15 protein-coding genes are annotated in these 16,717 nt (G+C 72.7%); 6 read left to right on the top strand and 9 right to left on the bottom strand.

The window, feature by feature from the left end; translation table 11 throughout:
- Positions 1–182 precede the first annotated feature (182 nt).
- The gene (locus ACFVIM_RS22890; RefSeq protein WP_384304245.1) at positions 183–770 is read right to left on the bottom strand and encodes a TetR/AcrR family transcriptional regulator; all 588 of its coding nucleotides are present in this window, start codon (positions 768–770) and stop codon (positions 183–185) included.
- A 104-nt stretch (positions 771–874) separates the two neighbouring features.
- Between ACFVIM_RS22890 and ACFVIM_RS22885 the strand changes: the two genes are divergently transcribed.
- Positions 875–1,798: an NmrA/HSCARG family protein gene (locus ACFVIM_RS22885; protein WP_384304241.1), complete on the top strand. Its 924-nt coding sequence runs from the start codon at positions 875–877 to the stop codon at positions 1,796–1,798.
- An 82-nt stretch (positions 1,799–1,880) separates the two neighbouring features.
- Here the strand turns inward: ACFVIM_RS22885 and ACFVIM_RS22880 are convergent, their stop codons facing one another.
- A complete protein-coding gene (locus ACFVIM_RS22880; protein ID WP_384304238.1) occupies positions 1,881–2,654 on the bottom strand; it encodes a dienelactone hydrolase family protein in 774 nt (257 codons plus the stop codon).
- Positions 2,655–2,867: 213 nt separating this feature from the next.
- Positions 2,868–3,137 (bottom strand): hypothetical protein, encoded by a 270-nt coding sequence (locus tag ACFVIM_RS22875; RefSeq protein WP_384304236.1) that lies wholly within the window; start codon positions 3,135–3,137, stop codon positions 2,868–2,870.
- A 327-nt stretch (positions 3,138–3,464) separates the two neighbouring features.
- Between ACFVIM_RS22875 and ACFVIM_RS22870 the strand changes: the two genes are divergently transcribed.
- Positions 3,465–3,812 (top strand): hypothetical protein, encoded by a 348-nt coding sequence (locus ACFVIM_RS22870; RefSeq protein ID WP_384304233.1) that lies wholly within the window; start codon positions 3,465–3,467, stop codon positions 3,810–3,812.
- An 89-nt stretch (positions 3,813–3,901) separates the two neighbouring features.
- On the opposite strand, the gene ACFVIM_RS22865 is transcribed toward ACFVIM_RS22870, so the two are convergent.
- Both ACFVIM_RS22865 and ACFVIM_RS22860 read right to left on the bottom strand, forming a co-directional pair.
- Positions 3,902–4,819, bottom strand: a complete 918-nt coding sequence (locus tag ACFVIM_RS22865; RefSeq protein WP_384304230.1) for an aminoglycoside phosphotransferase family protein — start codon at positions 4,817–4,819, stop codon at positions 3,902–3,904.
- Between the two features lie 475 nt (positions 4,820–5,294).
- Positions 5,295–5,699, bottom strand: coding sequence for a PPOX class F420-dependent oxidoreductase (locus ACFVIM_RS22860; protein WP_384304227.1), 405 nt, complete (start codon positions 5,697–5,699; stop codon positions 5,295–5,297).
- Positions 5,700–5,764: 65 nt separating this feature from the next.
- Between ACFVIM_RS22860 and ACFVIM_RS22855 the strand changes: the two genes are divergently transcribed.
- A complete protein-coding gene (locus tag ACFVIM_RS22855; RefSeq protein WP_384304225.1) occupies positions 5,765–6,331 on the top strand; it encodes a TetR family transcriptional regulator in 567 nt (188 codons plus the stop codon).
- Between the two features lie 262 nt (positions 6,332–6,593).
- On the opposite strand, the gene ACFVIM_RS22850 is transcribed toward ACFVIM_RS22855, so the two are convergent.
- From ACFVIM_RS22850 to ACFVIM_RS22840, 3 genes are all read right to left on the bottom strand, one after another.
- Positions 6,594–9,266 (bottom strand): toxin-antitoxin system YwqK family antitoxin, encoded by a 2,673-nt coding sequence (locus ACFVIM_RS22850; RefSeq protein ID WP_384304222.1) that lies wholly within the window; start codon positions 9,264–9,266, stop codon positions 6,594–6,596.
- Positions 9,267–9,630: 364 nt separating this feature from the next.
- A complete protein-coding gene (locus ACFVIM_RS22845) occupies positions 9,631–11,550 on the bottom strand; it encodes an ATP-binding cassette domain-containing protein (protein WP_384304219.1) in 1,920 nt (639 codons plus the stop codon).
- A gap of 380 nt (positions 11,551–11,930) precedes the next feature.
- The gene (locus ACFVIM_RS22840; protein ID WP_384304216.1) at positions 11,931–12,833 is read right to left on the bottom strand and encodes a LysR family transcriptional regulator; all 903 of its coding nucleotides are present in this window, start codon (positions 12,831–12,833) and stop codon (positions 11,931–11,933) included.
- Positions 12,834–12,903: 70 nt separating this feature from the next.
- Between ACFVIM_RS22840 and ACFVIM_RS22835 the strand changes: the two genes are divergently transcribed.
- On the top strand, positions 12,904–13,845 hold the full coding sequence (locus ACFVIM_RS22835) for an NAD-dependent epimerase/dehydratase family protein (protein WP_384304213.1): 942 nt from the start codon (positions 12,904–12,906) through the stop codon (positions 13,843–13,845).
- A 180-nt stretch (positions 13,846–14,025) separates the two neighbouring features.
- Here ACFVIM_RS22835 and ACFVIM_RS22830 read toward each other — a convergent pair whose 3' ends face one another.
- The gene (locus ACFVIM_RS22830; RefSeq protein WP_384304210.1) at positions 14,026–15,039 is read right to left on the bottom strand and encodes an isopenicillin N synthase family dioxygenase; all 1,014 of its coding nucleotides are present in this window, start codon (positions 15,037–15,039) and stop codon (positions 14,026–14,028) included.
- A 183-nt stretch (positions 15,040–15,222) separates the two neighbouring features.
- Here ACFVIM_RS22830 and ACFVIM_RS22825 point away from each other — a divergent pair, with 183 nt between their 5' ends.
- The gene (locus ACFVIM_RS22825) at positions 15,223–16,179 is read left to right on the top strand and encodes an Lrp/AsnC family transcriptional regulator (protein ID WP_384304207.1); all 957 of its coding nucleotides are present in this window, start codon (positions 15,223–15,225) and stop codon (positions 16,177–16,179) included.
- A 161-nt stretch (positions 16,180–16,340) separates the two neighbouring features.
- On the top strand, positions 16,341–16,679 hold the full coding sequence (locus ACFVIM_RS22820; RefSeq protein WP_384304204.1) for a VOC family protein: 339 nt from the start codon (positions 16,341–16,343) through the stop codon (positions 16,677–16,679).
- The last annotated feature ends 38 nt before the right edge of the window (positions 16,680–16,717 follow it).

The raw sequence follows: 16,717 nt of genomic DNA, 5'->3' as shown, positions 1-16,717 counted from the left end.
CTCGGCGCGGGGGCCGCGCATCCTCGGTGGGCCGGAGTGCCCGCGCGCCGGGCTCGTCCCGGTCGCCTGGATCGCGGTGGTGCCGCTGGTCCAGCGGGCCGTGGTGCAGGCGGGCCCGCTGCCCGCGAGGGTGACGGCGGGACCGCTGTCACGCGGTCCGTACACGGTGGTCGCGTCGCCGGTCAGCCGGTCGGGCCCGGGGCCAGGCTCCGCGGGCTCAATCCCCTGACTGCCAGGCCGAAGAGGCGGTTCGCCTGGTCGGCGGGGTCGGGGTGGTGTTCCGTGGCCAGGGTGATCCCGACGATCAGGGTGATCAGGTCGGTGACCGTGGCGCCCGGCGCGACCGCGCCGTCCTGGACCGCCCGGTCGAGCAAGGGGCTCGCCGCCGCTTCCAGCGCGGCCGTGCAGGCGTTCTCGTGGGCCGGTTCGGACACGGCTCCGTCGTGGGCGAGGGCGGCCGCCAGGCCCCGGGCGCGGACGCAGAAGGTGAGCACCTCACCGAGCCACTCCAGCAGGGCGGTACGGCTGTCGGTCACGCCGGTCAGGGTGTGGGCGCGGGCGCACAGGGCGTCGATCCGTTTCTGGGCGACCGCCTCCAGGAGCGCGCGACGGGTGGGGAAATGACGGCGCACGGTCGCCGAGCCGACCCCCACCGTGCGGGCGATCTGTTCCAGGGAGGCGCCGGACCCGTGGGCGGCCACCTCGTTCTCGGCCACGGCGAGAATCCGGGCGTAGTTCCGCCGGGCGTCGGCCCGTTGCTGTCCCGGCATGGTCTCTCCTCCGGCATTGCTGAAACGGCGGGGTCCGCCGTATCGTATCCGAACGTAAACGGCGGGGCCCGCCACTTCATGGACGCGACCCGAGGAGCAGCAGCATGCCCGCAGATTCCGCACCCGTCCTGGTCACCGGTGCCACCGGGAAACAAGGTGGCGCCACCGTCCGTGCCCTGCTCCTACGGGGGGTTCCCGTCCGCGCCCTGGTGCGTGACCCGGCCAGCGAGCGGGCACGGGCCGTCGCCGCGCTGGGCGTCGAACTGGTCACCGGGGACCTGGCCGACCGCGCCTCCGTGGTCCGGGCCGCCCAGGGCGCCCGTGCCGTCTTCTCCGTGCAGATGCCCCCCGTCACCGAGCGGGGCCATGACTTCGACGGCGAGCTGACCCAGGGGATCAACCTGATCGAGGGCGCGAAGGCCGCCGGAGTACCGCAGTTCGTGCACACCTCGGTCAGCGCCGCCGACCAGCACGTCGAGACGCCTGGCTGGGACGAGGGCCGCTGGCCCCTGCTGGAGCCCTACTTCGCCGCGAAGTGCGCGATCCAGGACGCCGTCCGCGCGGCCGGGTTCTCCCGCTGGACGCTGCTCAAACCGGCCTTCTTCATGGAGAACTTCCTTCCGTCCACGGCGTTCCTCTTCCCGCGCGGTGTCGCGGGCGGCCTGGTCAGCGTCCTGAACCCGGGGACCCGGATCTCCCTGGTCGCCGTGGACGACATCGGCCGGGCCGCCGCCGCGGCCATCGCCGAGCCGGAGCGGTTCCACGAGGTCGAGCTGGAGTTGGCGAGCGACGACCTGCCGATGACCGAGATCGCCGCGGTCCTCTCCCGGGCCCTGGACACGCCGGTGTCCGCGCCGGACATGACCGAGGCGCAGGCCCTCGCCGCCGGGATGCCTCCCATGGGCGCCGCACACGAGTGGCTGAACGTCTGGTCCTTCGCCGCCCGCCCTCAGGAGGCGCGGGATCTCGGCATCCCGGTCACCCGCTTCGAGGAATGGGCGCGGACGCATCTGCCGGAGAACACCTGACGCCACCCCTGGCCCGTCCCGCCGCCCTGAGGCCCGTACGAGGACGGGGGCGCGCACCGGGAGACCTCGGCAGGTACGGGCCTCAGGGCACCGGCGGGCCGTGCAGGGTCCGGGCGAACAGGTCCAGCAGCGCCGCCCAGTGACGCTCGTCGGCGGTGTGGTCGTAGGAGACCGTGTCGGCCTGGGTGAACCCGTGGCGCGCCCCCGGGTACACCTCGGCGCGGTGGCGCACACCCGCCGCCCTGAGGGCGCCCGCGAGCCGCTCGATCTGCTCCGGCGGCAGGGAGGGGTCCGCGTCGGCGTGAGCGAGGTACACCTCGGCCCGCACCCGGTCGAGCAACAGATGCGGACTGTCCGGTTCCGTGGTGGCCAGGTGTGCCCCGTGGAATCCGGCGACGGCGGTGACCCGGTCGGGCCGGGCGGCGGCGGTGTACAGGGCCAGCCGCACACCCATGCAGTACCCGGTGACACCCACCGGCCCCGCGGCCACCAGCGGCGAGGCCGCCAGCCAGCGCAGACAGCCATCGGCGTCGCGCGCCACCAACTCGGGCGTCAGGGACCGGATCATCGGCCCGAGCCGCTGGAAGATCTCCGGGTGGCGTGCGGTGTCGATGACGGCCGGCAGGTCGATCAGCGGCGCCCGCCCGTACCGGTGGAAGACGTTCGGCACCAACACGGTGTATCCGGAGGCGGCGAGCCGGTGGGCCATCCGCTCCAGCTGGGGACGCGGCCCGAACGCGTCCATGTACAGCAGCACCCCGGGACAGGGGCCCATGTCCTCCGGATACGCCAGCAGGGCGTCGGCCGTGCCGTCCGGCAGGGGCACGTCGACACGGGTATCCGTGACGGAGACCATCGCTCACCCTCCTCCTCTCTCCCCGGGTGGGGAGACATCACCACCGGGACGGCGACGTACGGCGCGACCGGTGCCACCCGGCCGCCACCGGAGCCCGCGCACCCGACCGTACCCGTGGCCACCCGGCCGTCCGCCGAAGTGACACGGTGGCGGGGGGCGGCACGCGGACCCTGGGGCGAACGTTGTCCGCCCGCGCCCGCCTCGTGCGGGGCCTCAGACGCCCAGCGCGTAGGCGGCGATGAGGGCGAGCGGAAGACCCACGCCGACCACCCCGGTGGTGAGACCGAGGAGGCAGAGCCGTCGGCGGAAGCCCTGGCGCAGGCCCAGCACGGCGAAGGTGATGGCGAGGCTTCCGGTCAGCATCGGAAGCGAGGCCCCGGTGTAGCGGCCGAGGGCCAGCGTGACACAGGCGAGGAGACCGAGGGCGGCGGCGACAGGCCCGTAGAGGGTCGCCGGGGAGTCATCGTCCGATCCGGGTGACACGCTGACTCCTTCGGGTCCTGGCGGGCTGGTGCGGGGGAGGGGGGTGGGAACAGTCCGGAGCCGCCGGGCCGTCGGTGGACCGGACATGGCTGGTTCCGCGCCGTTCCTGCTGTCGTCCAGCAGCCAGAGCACCACCCCCTGGCATGGGCAGGGGCCGACACCGGAGCACCGGAGGTGACCTGTGCGCCGCCGACGAAGCACCGGGCAGCAACCTACACCGCCCCGGCACCGGTCCACCGCGCCGGTGGCCGAGGTGAGTATGTCCGGCGACGGGACTGAGTATCCCGACCGGTGCGCGGGCTCCGCGGGCGTCGGATGATCGGTGGCATGAACGCATCGCCTTCGCAGCCGCTCGCCCCGGGGACCGCGGGCACCATCGGCACCAGGGACTGGACCCGGTGGGGGTCCCTGCTGACCACGGGTCTCTTCCTGCCCGCCGCTCTGGCGGTCCTCGCGGTCGCCTACTCGTCCGAGAGCGCCGCGCGCTGCCTCGGCTACGGCGAGGAGTGCGGCTGGCAGCCGCCGGGAGGGATGTTCACCTGGGGTCTGGGCGTCTCCCTGGTGGCGTGTGCCACGGTCCTGGTGGCGCCCGCCGTACGGGTGCGCTACGCGGCGCTCGCCGTGCAACTCCTCGCGCAGGGCACGGTCCTGGTCGCGGTGCTCGGCTCCGGCTGACCCTCGCGCGAGTGCCGCGGCCCCCGAACGCGGCGGCGCTCACGCGAGGGCGGACACCGGTGGCCGTCACCGTACCGCCGTGGAGGAGGTCAGGGGCGGTCCGCCGCGAGCAGGCGTCGCAGGGAGGCGTGGGCGGGCGGACCCCAGCTGGGCTTGCCGCCGGGGCGGCCCTGGAGCCCGGCCTCACCGATGAGGATGCCGCTGAAGGCCCGCAGCAGTGCCCAGCCACGGGCGCGGCGCAGTGTCGCGGCGTCCGGGGTGGGCTGGTAGGCCCGGTGGAACCGGTCGAGTGCGCCGTCCGGCAGCAGGATCCAGGGGGCGGCCAGGTCGCAGGCGGGATCGCCCGCGCACAGGTCGCCGAAGTCGATCACTCCGCAGAATGTGCCCTCCGAGGTCAGGATGTTCGCCGGGTGCAGATCGCCGTGGAGCCAGAGCGGCGGGCCCGTCCAGGGGGGTGCGGCCACGGCGTCGTCCCACAGGGCGCGTACGGCGTCCGGGTCGGGGATCAGCTCCTGTTCGACGGCCGAGGCGAGCTGCCGCTCGAATCCCTCGGTGAGGTCGGCCAGGGGGCCGCCGCGGCCATAGCCGCTGACGGGCGCGGACTCGGGCGCGGGCCGGTGCAGCGCCGTGAGGAAGGCGGCCAGGCTGTCGGCCGCCGTCGCGCGGGTGGCGGCGGCGCGATCGGCGGGTGAGCCGGGTACCCAGGTGGTGACGGTCCAGGAACGGGGGAACCGGGCGGAGGCATGACCCAGGCGCTGGGGCACGGGCACCGGCAGCGGCAGAAGCGGAGCGAGGGAGGGCACCCAGGTGTGCTCCTTGCGCAGGAGCGCGTCCGCGTGTTCCGTGGCCCAGGGCAGCCGGACGGCGAGGTCGTCGCCCAGCCGCCACAACTGGTTGTCCCAGCCGCGCGCGCCGAGCCGTAGCGGATGACCGGCCAGATCGGGGTGTTGGTCGCGCAACAGCTCGCGGATCAGTTCCGCGGTGATCTCGGTATCGGTGTGGGGCATACGGACCAACCGTAGTCGGACCGCCGGGGCACGTTCGACGGCGGCCGTGCGGGTCCGGTGCGGCGGGAGGCTTCCCCAGGGGCGAAACCCGAGGCCAGGCCCCTCGGTAGCGCGAGCCGAGGGAGAACCCGTCCGTCGCGGCAGGGCTCTCGGCGGCGCATTCCCGTCAACGACCGGCCTGATCCTCACGGTGTCGGCCCCTGAGTGCCGCACGGTGTCCGCCGTGACGGTCCCTGACACGCGTCATCCCGGCCGACGGCGTCGGCGCTCCCGCCGGATCGGTCAGAGCGCTTCCGCCGGATCAGGCCGGGCCGGTGCGCGGGGTCTGGTGCCGGGGAGGGTCCCGACGCGTCGGCGAGGGGCGACTCCCCGCCGGTGAGCCGGCCGAGTCAGCCGTCGCGGCCGAGCGGTCGCCCGCTCGTCGGCCCTGCGACGGGTGCGGGTGGGGGAGGTTGACGGAGAGGAGGCCGGACCTTCAGTCGGTCAGCCGGATCCGGATGCCCACCGTGTGGTGATCGCGCCCGCGCAGTCGGCTTCCCAGCAAAGTGACCCGGGCGATCAGGCCGTACTTGCGCTTCATCAGATCGAGGTAGTGGCGGGTGGCCTCGGGGCCGGGCAGGTCGGCCACGCCGGGTACGGCCTCCCCGAGCGGGGTGCCCCGCCAGTCGCACGGGCCGACGGTCACCCGCCCGCTGTTGCGGATGCGCTTGACCTTGCCCGCCTCGGCCGCGCTCCACACGGCCAGGTGGTCACCGTCCCGCATCACCCATACCGGAGTGGGGACCGCCCGCCCGTCCCGGCGGAACGTGGTGAGCAGGACGTACTTGCTCGTCGCCAACTGTTCGAGGGGGCCGCCGGAGGCGGCCGACGATGCGCTCATCGCAACAGAATAGACGGTTAGCCAAAGAAACTAACCGTTTAGTCAAACGCTGTTAGCATCGCGATATGTCCCGAGCCGAAGCCACGAAGGCACGCATCCTCCAAGCCGCCACCGAGGAGTTCGCGGCGCACGGGATCGCGGGAGCCCGGGTCGACCGCATCGCCGCGGCGGCCTCGGCCAACAAGAACCTCATCTACGTCTACTACGGCAACAAGGACGGGCTCTTCGACGCCGTCTTCGACGCCCACGTCGGACGAGGGCTCGGCATGGTGCCCTTCACCCCGGACGATCTGCCCGACTACGCCGGGCGGCTGTTCGACTTCTACGAGCGGCACCCGGAGGTGCTCCGGCTGGCCACCTGGCACCGACTGGAGCGCGGCACCGGCACGGAACGCGATCCCGCCATCGCGGCGCCCACCCGCCAGGAGAAGCTGGCCGCGCTCGCATCGGTCCAGCGGGAGCGGGGCGGCACCCCGGGTTTCACCCCGGCCACCCTGCTCACCCTCGTCCTGGCCATCGCCTCCGCCTGGAGCCCGACGAACGCCGCGAGCGTGCCCGCCGCGGGTGTCCTGGCGCGGAGCCCGGAGGAGTGCCGCGAGGCGATCGTGGAGGCGGTACGGCGCCTGCTGTGAGCGGGCGCCGGACGGAATCGCCCGCTCAGGCGCGCCACCACGGCGGGTGGACCCCATCAGGCGCGTCCGGGGCGCCGTCCGCGCCCGACACACGGCGGCGGTCCCGCCCGCGCTCCTCCGTGGGGTGAGGCGGCGGCCCCGAGAGTACGGAGGGGAAAGCCCGGCTCAACGGTGCTGTCGTGGGGCGAGGTCCCATGACCCGTACGGTCCCACCGGGGACACCTCCGCGCGTGTCCCCGGCAGGAGCCGCTCCATCCGCCGTCTATCGCGTCACAGGCTCACGGCCGCCGATGGCGCACAGGGCCCGCAGCTCATCGGCCGTGCAGGGCAGTCCGTTGCAGCGGAGCACCTCGTTCAGGTCGATGTCGACGACGCGCGATCCGGCGATCCGGTCGGCGAGTACCCGCACGACCCGGCGCTGGTCCGGTGTGAGGGGGGCGCCCTCGGCATACGCCTCCGTGGGGAAGACGATGTCGAGCAGGGACCGCGCGAGGCCGGGCGCGGTATAGCCGCCGACCGTGGCGAGGAGGGCGCACATCCGCTTCAGCAGATCCTGGGAGTGTGCGGGCCGGAGCAGGGACAGGGCGCCGATCGCGTCGATGGAGGCCTCGTCCTCGGCGAACCAGAGCTCCGTGAACTCCCCCAGCCCGGATGGCTCGTCGATGGCCGCGGTGAGGCTCGACAGCGCCCGGTCGAGCGGGGCGGCCTCGATACGCACCCAGGTGAGCGCGGCACAGAAGCGCAGCAGCGGGTCCGCGTCGGCCAGGAACGGCTCCAGAAGGTCACGCGTTGTGTCGCCGGGCGCGAGGGCCAGACAGAGCAGCAACTCGGCGAGGGCATGGTGGTCGCGCTCGGCACCTCGTCCGGCCTCGGTGGCCAGGCAGTCCCGCAGGGCGTTCGCGGCGGACTCACCCGGGGCGGCGGCGAGCAGATGGATGGCGGTCCGCCGTGTCTGGCGGGAGATCCCGGGGCCTCCGGCGGCCCGTGCGGCCCAGGTCGGTGTCGCGGCGCCGAGACAGGTGTAGATCTCGTGGTAGGCGGGCTCCACGCCGTTCTTCGCGAAGCGCCGCGCGGGGTTCTTGGCGCCGGTGGCCGCCGTGTGGAGCTCTTTGAGGTGCCGGGTGGCGTCCAGACTGCCGTCGCGGGTGACCACATGCAGGATGAACTTCAGCAGCTCCTGGTCATCGGGCATGGTCTCGGTGAGGGCGATCACGAACCGCAGTGCGGGACCGGCGATGTCGGAGACGGTGTGCTGGTGCAGCACTCCGTCCCACAGCCGGGCCAGGGCGTGTCCCGCGGCGAGCGGATCCGGGACGGCGAGTCCCTTGAGGAGGAAGGGATACTCCGTCCCGGCACCGAAGAAGGGCTGGTATCTGCCCCATGCGACCTTCTCCACGCCCCGCAGGGCCTCCGGTGCCGGCAGGGTGCGCCAGGTGTGCAGCGCGTGGGCGAACCGCCCCAGGTCTCCATCGCGCCGTACACGCGTCTTCTTGAACCTGACGATCGCGTGGTCGGTGCCGTCCGCGTGGTAGAGCCGCCACGGCCCCCGTGGTCCGCCCTTGATGCCCGGCCGGACCGCGCCCTCGGCGATCAGCGTGCCGGAGGCGTCCAGGGCCCGCCACCACTCGATCTCCTCGCCCTTCACCCGCAGATCGACCGGCCCGACCTCGGCCTGGCGCGTCCCGTCCTCGGCGAACCACACCTCGGAGACCAGGGCGCCGTCCCGCTCGATCCGCTCGACCCGTGGCACATCGTCGCGGAAGCGCCGGTGCGCCACCGTGCCGTCCGGCAGGTTCTCGGTCTCGGCGGACCGTACGCCCTTCTCGTATCTGCGGTGCAGGATTTGCCCGCCGTCGGTGTCGTAGGTCCACTCCTCGTCGAGGTCGTCGGGCCGCCACGCCACGTACTCACGGCGCCGGGAGGGGCGGCCGTCGGTGAACTCGGTCACGACCGGCTGATCGTGGCCGAGGAACGGCTTGCTCCGCCACAGCCGCCAGGTCCCCGTGGCGGCGCCCGTGGCCGGGTCGACCGCGCCGATGACCCATGACTCCAGCCCCGCCACCCAGAGCGCCTCGTCCGGGGTGCCACCCCGGCGCTCCGGCTCGGTGCGCGGGTCGGTGAACTCCTCCTGGTGCGCCCCCGGTCCCTCGGTCAGCAGGCGCAGGGCCAGAGCCGCCCGTCCCTCGTACGCCGCGTGCAGCGCCGCGCCCGGGGAGGAGCCGTAGCCGAGCGCGAGGCACTGCTCGACCACGGTTCGGTCGCCGTCCCGGTCCGCCTCGACCAGGGGGTTGCTCCGGCACCTGCCGTTCGCGTTGATCCATGCGCACGGCCCGCCGTCCGCACGTTCGAGGCTGTGATACTCCACGCCCTTGAACGCGCCGTCGGTCTGCCAGAACCGGTGCAGGCCCACCTTCCTCTCGTCCCCGAACCCCTCGATGCGCTGGTGGTACCAGTGGCCGAGCCCGGAGGCGTGCTGGGCGCCCTCCGGCACCCGCGCCGGACGCGGCGGTATCGGCTCACCGTCGAAGTCGACCTCCGAACCGTCCGAGGTGAAGAACCGCTGGCGGATGAAGTACCCGTCCTCGTCGAAGTCCTGGATCATGACCCGGACGGAGACCGGCAGCTGGTCCATGGCCGTCTCCTGGGACGGACCGTCCGCGCGGTACACCACCATCCGGCACCGCTTGCCGTCCCGCCACCGCCCCTCCAGGGCGACCGTGCCGTCGTCGTGGTAGCGGATGTGCTCGCCATGGAGCTGGTCCGCGCGCCAGTGACTCGTCTCGACGAAGCTCCCGTCCGGGCGCCAGTAGCGCCACACTCCGGTCCTGCCCTCGGAGGCCGTCACCCCCAGAGCCCACCCTCCGTCGTCCTCGGCGACGGCCTCGGCGGGTACGCCGTCGGGGCGGTCGGGAGCGGTGTCCGTGATCGTGGTCATATCGTTGCTTCTGCCTTTCACCGAACCCGCGCGTCCAGGGAAGCGACGGGTCGGTCGCGTACGGGTGTGCCCTCACCGATCCGGCCGTCTGCTCAGCTGCCTTCAGGTCATCCGGTCCGATGAACGGCGGTGATGCGAGTGGATCGTAGGGCCTGCCACCGACAACGCCCGGCACTGATGCGTCCTCAACTCCCGTCATGAACCGTCCTGTTCCGGCTCGAAGCGTGGCACCAAGGGGTGCGCGCCGCCGTTCTGGGTGTCCGTGGGCCCGTGGGTCACGCGGTGTCTCGCGGGTCATGTCTCCTCCCTCGCCGTGGGCACGTCGTGGTATCCGGCCGCCTGAAGGGCGAACATCTGGGCGTACTCACCCTGTTTCGCCATCAGTTCCTGGTGGGTGCCGCACTCGGTGATCCTCCCCTCGTCGAAGACGTAGATCCGGTCGGACTGGACCACGGAGGCGAGACGGTGGGAGATGAGGACGGTGATCTGCCCGGGGCGGCGGGCGCCTTGGAGTACGGCCTGGTAGACGGCGTGCTCCGCCTTGGGGTCCATGCTGGCGGTCGGCTCGTCGAGCAGGAGGACGGGCGCCTGCTTGTAAGAGGCCGCGGGCGACCGCGACCTTGGCCCACTGCCCGGCGGAGAGCTCCTGTCCGCCCGCGAACCGCTTGGACAGCAGCGCCCGCCAGGTGCCGGGGAGGTGGGCGATGACGGTGTCGGCGCCGGAGGCGGTGGCGGCCGCGTGGGCGGCCCGGGGGTCGGCGTCGGTGATGCTGCCCCGGGAGACGGTGATGTTCGCCAGCGCGGTGAAGGGGTAGTGCACCGGGTCCTGGAGCACCATGGCGACCTGCCGCTGGAGCGAGACGGGATCCAGCCCACGAGCGTCGGTGCCGTTCCAGGACACGGTCCCCGCCGTCGGGTCGTACAGTCCCGCGATCAGTTTGGAACAGGTGCTCTTGCCGGAGCCGTTGACGCCGACGAACGCCACCGTCTCCCCGGCCCGCAGGGTCAGGCTGACACCGTCGAGCGCGGGAGTGTCCTGGTCCGGGTAGGTGAAGCGGACCCCATCGAGTCGGATCTCCTCGACCGTCTCGGGGGCCTGCGCCCCTCCCGTGCGGGGCAGGAGGCCCCGGCACCGGGCCTCCACCGCCAGCAGGTCGCCCACCCACAGGGCGTGCTCGTAGACCATGTGCGCCATGTTCACCACGGTGGTGAGGGAGCGGTGGCTGGACTGGATCGCCAGCACGGCCCCGGCGCCGACGGCAAGCGGGATCCAGCCGCCGATGAGCATCGCGCACAGCGCCGCGTAGGTGATGCCGGTGCCGATGCCGCCCGCCGTGCGCCCGACGAGATGGATCCAGGCCGCGCGGACACCGAGCCGGGTGTCCTCCGTGGCGATCCTCTCGGTGAGCCTCCGGTGTTCGTCCAGCAGCGCGCCCTGGGTGGTGTTGGAGCGGATCTCGGCGGCGGAGTCCTGGTCGAGCAGGATCCAGCTGAAGGTGCGCACCCGCCGCTGGAGGGCGTTCCACCGCATATACGAGTGGAACCGCTCGCGTGCCGCGCGGACGGCGGCGGCGCCGACCGGCAGCACGGAGAGCGGCAGCATCAGGATCAGCAGCGGGTGGAGCACGGCCAGGACGCCCGCCATGCCGATGAGGTCGAGAAGGGCCGCGGCCAGCGCGACGATCTGCCCCACGATCTGCCGCGCGAAGTAGAGCCCGCGGTCGTTCGCCCGGTGGATGTCGTCGTGCCAGCGCGCGTCGTCGACGGCCTCCAGCCGTACATGCGCCACCAGCCGGTAGAACTCGACCTCCAGCGCGGTACGGATCTTCGGGGTGAGCCGGGACTCGGCGACCGCCACCGCGGTCTCCAGGGCCGCCCGCAGGGACAGCAGCACCACCACGAGGGCCAGTTCCGGCAGCGCCGCGCGGACCTTGTCCGGCGTCGGCCCGGATGAGAACAGGGTGTGCAGTACGGCGACCGACGCGACCAGACCGAACGCGTTCATCGCCGCCGAGGCGAGCTGGAGCACGGCGACGACGACGGTTCCGCGCCGGTCGGCCCGCCACGCCAGCGCTCCGACCTGCCGCACGATGCGTGGTAACTGGGCCAGGATCTCCCGCACGCCGGCCTTCGCCGACGCCCCGTCATGGACCGCCCAGTACGCCGTCTCCATGCCACCGGTGATGTCGTCACCGTCGTCGGGCCCGGCCGCCACCCGCGCCGGAGGAGGCCCCAGAGGCGCCCGGGGGCCGGGCACTGGGCCCTTGATCGTCTTCTCGCTCACCAGAGGGCTCCCTTCATCACGTCGCTCGGATGCCGTGCGCCCGCGGGGGCGGCCCCGTACTCCCGGCCGTCCGGCCGGTGGGCGAGGACGGTCGCGGCCTGGGGCGGGCGGCACCTGGGACAACGAGCCGACGGCACCTTTCGAACACACGTCTTTCGGCCGGACCCGGGTCCCGGTGTCATGGGGCGGGGAGGGCGGCGGGTCGCCGGAGGCCGTGCCGCGTCTGGGCGGTGGCCGAAGCGGCGGGTGGCCGAAAACGTGTTCCCGTACGGTCCCCCCGTGGTCGTCCGCCAGCGTCGACCTGACCTGACCTGACCTGACCTGACCTGAACTGAACTGAACTGACCTCAGCTCAGGGCCACGGCGCGGCCTGGTCCGCGTCAGCTCCCGGGCCCGGCGGCCGTCTGCTCCTCCAGAGCCCTGATCAGGGCCGCGACGGGCGCGTCGGCCCGGCGGCGGCCGATCGTGGCGACGCCGATGTGCCGGGTCGGCGCCGGTTCCGCGACCGGGATCGCACGCACACCCGGCGGCGGCGAGGTGAGGGCGATGGAGGGGATCAGCGAGACCCCCACGCCCGCGGCGACGAGGGAACACGCGAAGAAGTAGTCGGTCGTCGTGCCGCGGACCTCCGGCTCGAAGCCCGCGCGCTCCGCGTAGCGCCGCAGATACGCCTCGGTGTGCAGACAGCCCAGCACCCAGGGCTCGGCGGCGAGTTCGGCGAGGTCGAGGCAGGCCCGGCCCGCGAGGCGATGCGTCTCGGGCAGGACCAGGCGCAGGGGGTCCGCCAGGAGGGCGGTCCACTCCAGACCGGTCCGCCGACCGGGCAGCGGCCCGTCGAAGTGATAGGCGAGTGCCAGGTCCGCCGTTCCCTCGCGCACCAGGCGCAGGCTGTCCCCGGGTTCCGCCTCCCGCACATGGAGCAGGATGTCCGGGTGGTCCGCCGTCAGCCGGGCGAGGGCCGTCGGCAGGAGGAGTCTGCCGCCGCTGGTGAAGGTGGCGATGGTCAGGCGGGTCCGTCCCGTACCGAGCCGCTGGATGCGCGCCCGCGCGTGGGTGAGTTCGGCGTCGACCGACTCGGCGGCACTGACCATGATCAGTCCGGCCCGGGTCAGGGTGACTCCCCTGGTGCTGCGGGTCACCACCGTGACGTCGAGGGCGCGTTCGAGGGCCGCCACATGCTGGGAGACGGCCGACGGCGTCAGCCGCAGCGCCGCCGCGGCCCGGTTGAAGCTGCCGTGGTCGGCGACCGCCCGCAGGACGCGGAGACGCTGCACATCGATCAACAGTTTTCCTTTATACGTATCCAGTGATGACCTACTTCTGCTGGTGACGGTAGGGCCTCAGGATGGGGCCATGCAAAGGATCTGCGTCATCGGCGGAAGCCGGTACTTCGGCATACTCCTGGTCCAGCGGCTCCTGGCCGCGGGACATGAGGTCACCCTCGTCAACCGCGGCTCGTCACCGCCGCCGCCCGGTGCCGGGCATCTCCGTGTCGACCGCGACGACGAGGCCGCCCTGAGCGCCGCGCTCGGACTGCGCGACTTCGATGTCGTCATCGACCAGGTCTGCTACACCCCCGTCCAGGCGGCCGCCGCCGCCCGGGTCTTCCGTGGCCGTACCCGGCGGTTCCTCATGACGTCCACGATCGAGGTGTACAACCCGGCGGACACCACCCTGCCGTCCGTCCCGCACGGCACACTCCTGACGGAGGGGCGGTTGGACCTGACGACCTGGCCGGTACGCATGGACCTGCCCTGGGACGACCCGGAGTTCCGGGACGCCCACTACTCCGAGGGCAAGCGCCAGGCGGAGGCCGTCCTCAGCCGGGAGGAGGGCTTCCCCTTCGCCTCCGTACGCGTCGCGCATGTGCTCGGCGGTGGCGCGCTGGACTTCACCGGCCGACTGGCCCACTACGTCGAGCGCGTCATCCAGGGCCGGGAGATAGCGGTGCACGACACGATCCGGCCCTCGGTCTTCGTCCACTACGAGGAGATGGCCGACCTCATGCTGTGGGCCGCCACCGCCAGTGACTTCACCGGACCGGTGAACGCCTGCTCCGACGGTCTGCTCGACGCCGAGGACCTCGGCGCGGCGATCGGCGCGCGGACCGGCCGTCACCCCCGGTACCGGAGGATCGCCGCGGGCGAGGAGGCATCGCCGTACTCCTTCGACCGCCACTACGCCATGAGCAACGCCCGCGCCAGGGAACTGGGCTTCCCCCTCTCCCGTACCGCCGACTGGCTGCCCTCGGCGATCGACGAGACCGTCGCGGCGCTCACCGCCCCGGCGGTCTGAGCGGGTACCCCATGGCCGCGCCGCCGCCTCCGGAAGGCTTCGTACCCGGCTCGGGGCGGGCGTGGCGCCCCGTCCGCCCCGCCCGCCTGTCCGTCCTTCCTTCCCCTTCCGCCCGGCCACGGTCCGCTGGACGGCGACCGGGCGCCCCGGGTGCCGGTCAGGGCCCGGGCGGCGGCGGTGTCAGGAGTAGAGGGCGGTCATCTTCGCCCGGTACCAGTCGCCCGGTGTCACCGCCGAGGCGGACGACGACGCCGGTTCACCGCCACCGTTCCCCACGACGGGCTCGATCCGCGCGTCGTGGTTGGGCAGATGGAAGAAGGGAATGGAGAGCCGGGACCGGGTGTGCCCCTCCGGCGGGTTGAGGACCCGGTGCACCGTGGAGACCCAGCGGCCGCCGGTCCAGAACGCCATCATGTCACCGATGTTGACGACGAATCCGCCGGGTACGAAGGGGACGTCACGCCAGCCATGGCCCTCCTGCCGCACCTGGAGGCCACCGGCCCGGTCCTGGTAGAGGATGGTCAGGGTGCCCCAGTCGCTGTGCGCGCCCTTGCGCAACTGGCCCGGCAGCGGCGGTGTGAGCTGCGGGTAGTAGTAGTTGGCCACGATCGTCGAGATATTCCGGTCGATCTTGTCATCGAAGAACGCCTCGTCGCCGAGGCCCAGCGCGAGGGCGAACAGCCGCATCAGGCGCTCGCTGAGGACCTCCATCGCCCGGGTGTACGCGAGCCAGGTCTCCTTGAACCCCTCCGGTGCCCCGGGCCACTGGTTGGCCCGGGTCCAGGGCGCCGTGTCATCCCCGAACACCGCCCGCTGCTCGGGGCCGAGATCCCCGAGCACATTGGACGAGAAGGTCTCGCAGAGGTCGGGAGGCGAGTCCGTTCCGGCGCTCTTGGCCGCACTCCCGCCGGAGGAGAGCACTCCGCAGGTGCCGGGCCCGCTCTCGACCGCGCTCTTGCGCTCCGGGGGCAGGGCGAAGAACTCCTGGGTCACCGTGTACATGCGCTCGACGAGGTCCTGGTCCACCCCGTGTCCGACGATGGTGAAGAAGCCGGAGTTCGCACAGGCCTGACCGATGGCCCGGGCGATCGAGGCCCGTCCCGTCCTGGTGTCCCGGGCGGACAGGTCGATCACGGGAACATAGCCGTGCAACACGGTGACCGGCGGCTCTTCCGGGGTACGCGTCTGACTCATCAGGGTCTCCTCTGACCTGTTGCTGCCGCTCGGCCGGATGGTTCGACGCACACACGGCGTCCGTCCCCCCGGCTCTCGCGGGCTTCGCGTCGGGAACCCCTCCACCTTGTGCTTCGCGCCGCCAACGGCCCCAGCCACGGCGGGAGATGTGGTGGATTCCGGCGGCAGGGCTAGGGTGTCACGGTGGATTCCGACGCGTTGGACGACCTCGACCAGCGGCTGATCCAGGCCCTCCAGCTCGATGGGCGGGCCCCCTTCAGCCGGCTCTCCCGGCAGTTGGACACCTCGGAGCGCACCGTCGCCCGCCGCTGGCTGCGGCTGCGCCAGCGAGGGCTGCGCATCATCGGCCAGCCGGTGCCGGACCGCCTGGGGCTGGTCCGCTGGCTGCTGCGGCTGACCTGCACGCCCCATGCCTCCCGTACCGTCGCCGACGCGCTGGCCCGCAGACCCGACACGAGCTGGGTCACCATCGCCTCCGGCGGCACCGAGCTGTACTGCGCGCTCACCGCGCGCTCCAGCGACGAACGCGACGCCCTGCTGCTGGACAAACTCCCGCGCACCCCGCAGGTGCTCTCCATCGGGGCCCACTGCATGCTGCGGATCTTCGTCGGGGGTACGGGTACCTGGCACGCCACCCGCTTCCGGACCGGCCCACCGGCCGAAACGGTGGAATCCGGCACCTCTGCGCCACCGCTGACGCTGGACGCCACGGACCGGGCACTCTTCACCGAACTGGCCCGGGACGGCCGCGCGACCCTGCCCGAGCTGAGCACGGCGGTCGGCCGCTCACCCTCCAGCGTCCGGCGCCATCTCGACCGGCTGCGCGCCGAGGGCGCCCTCGACCTCTCCGTCGACTTCGATCCCCGGCTCCTCGGCTACCACATGAGCACCCTGTTCTGGCTGCGGGTCGCCCCGGCCCATCTGCGGACGGTGGGGGAGACCCTCGCGACCCACAGCGCCATCGCCTTCGCCGCCGCCACGACCGGCGCCACCAACCTGGTGGCCAGTGGCATCTTCCGTACCCCCGCCGATCTGTACGACTATCTCGACCGGTGCGTCGGCCCCCTGCCGGGCATCCAGGTACTGGAGACCGCCCCCACCCTGCGCGAGGTCAAACGCCTGGCGCCCGCCCTGCCCTGACCGGGGTCGGTCCGGGCGAACCGGGTGTCCTCGTCCGTGGCGGACCGGGTGGAGCCCGGCCGCCCCTCGGCGCGCTCGACTCCGGAACGGTCTCCGCTGGATATATCCCCACAATCAGCTCAGACGGGGCACTGTCAGTGCCCCGGACTAGGGTGGCCCGTATGAACCTGAAAGTGGAAATGGTCACTGTCGACTGCGCCGATCCCCGTGAGCTGGCGGGGTGGTGGGCGAAGGTGCTGGGGGCGGAGATCGCCCAGGACTACGAGGGGGAGTTCGTCATCGTCGGGGCCCAGCCGCTGGTCCTCGGATTCCAGCGGGTGCCCGAGCCCAAGGCGGGCAAGAATCGGATGCATCTGGACTTCCACACGGAGGACCGTGGCGCCGAGGTGGAGCGGCTGGTGGCGCTGGGGGCCACCGTGATCGGAGAGGTGTCCGAGGGCCCGCTGACCTGGTCGGTCCTGCGGGACCCCGAGGAGAACGAGTTCTGTGTGGGGGGCTGACACTCCCTCAGTCCCGGCGGGCGGGGCGACCGCGGCCC

It is taken from the genome of Streptomyces sp. NPDC057638 (assembly GCF_042800315.1).
GTDB lineage: Bacteria > Actinomycetota > Actinomycetes > Streptomycetales > Streptomycetaceae > Streptomyces.
The sequence above is the reverse complement of the archived record's forward strand: the minus strand, read 5'-3'. Positions and strand labels throughout refer to the sequence as shown.

Coding starts and splice junctions, on each gene's coding strand:
- ACFVIM_RS22880 (WP_384304238.1), bottom strand. CDS start 2,654: ATGGTCTCCGTCACGGATACCCGTGTCGACGTGCCCCTGCCGGACGGC.
- ACFVIM_RS22855 (WP_384304225.1), top strand. CDS start 5,765: ATGTCCCGAGCCGAAGCCACGAAGGCACGCATCCTCCAAGCCGCCACC.
- ACFVIM_RS22850 (WP_384304222.1), bottom strand. CDS start 9,266: ATGACCACGATCACGGACACCGCTCCCGACCGCCCCGACGGCGTACCC.
- ACFVIM_RS22830 (WP_384304210.1), bottom strand. CDS start 15,039: ATGAGTCAGACGCGTACCCCGGAAGAGCCGCCGGTCACCGTGTTGCAC.
- ACFVIM_RS22835 (WP_384304213.1), top strand. CDS start 12,904: ATGCAAAGGATCTGCGTCATCGGCGGAAGCCGGTACTTCGGCATACTC.
- ACFVIM_RS22820 (WP_384304204.1), top strand. CDS start 16,341: ATGAACCTGAAAGTGGAAATGGTCACTGTCGACTGCGCCGATCCCCGT.
- ACFVIM_RS22860 (WP_384304227.1), bottom strand. CDS start 5,699: ATGAGCGCATCGTCGGCCGCCTCCGGCGGCCCCCTCGAACAGTTGGCG.
- ACFVIM_RS22865 (WP_384304230.1), bottom strand. CDS start 4,819: ATGCCCCACACCGATACCGAGATCACCGCGGAACTGATCCGCGAGCTG.
- ACFVIM_RS22890 (WP_384304245.1), bottom strand. CDS start 770: ATGCCGGGACAGCAACGGGCCGACGCCCGGCGGAACTACGCCCGGATT.
- ACFVIM_RS22885 (WP_384304241.1), top strand. CDS start 875: ATGCCCGCAGATTCCGCACCCGTCCTGGTCACCGGTGCCACCGGGAAA.
- ACFVIM_RS22870 (WP_384304233.1), top strand. CDS start 3,465: ATGAACGCATCGCCTTCGCAGCCGCTCGCCCCGGGGACCGCGGGCACC.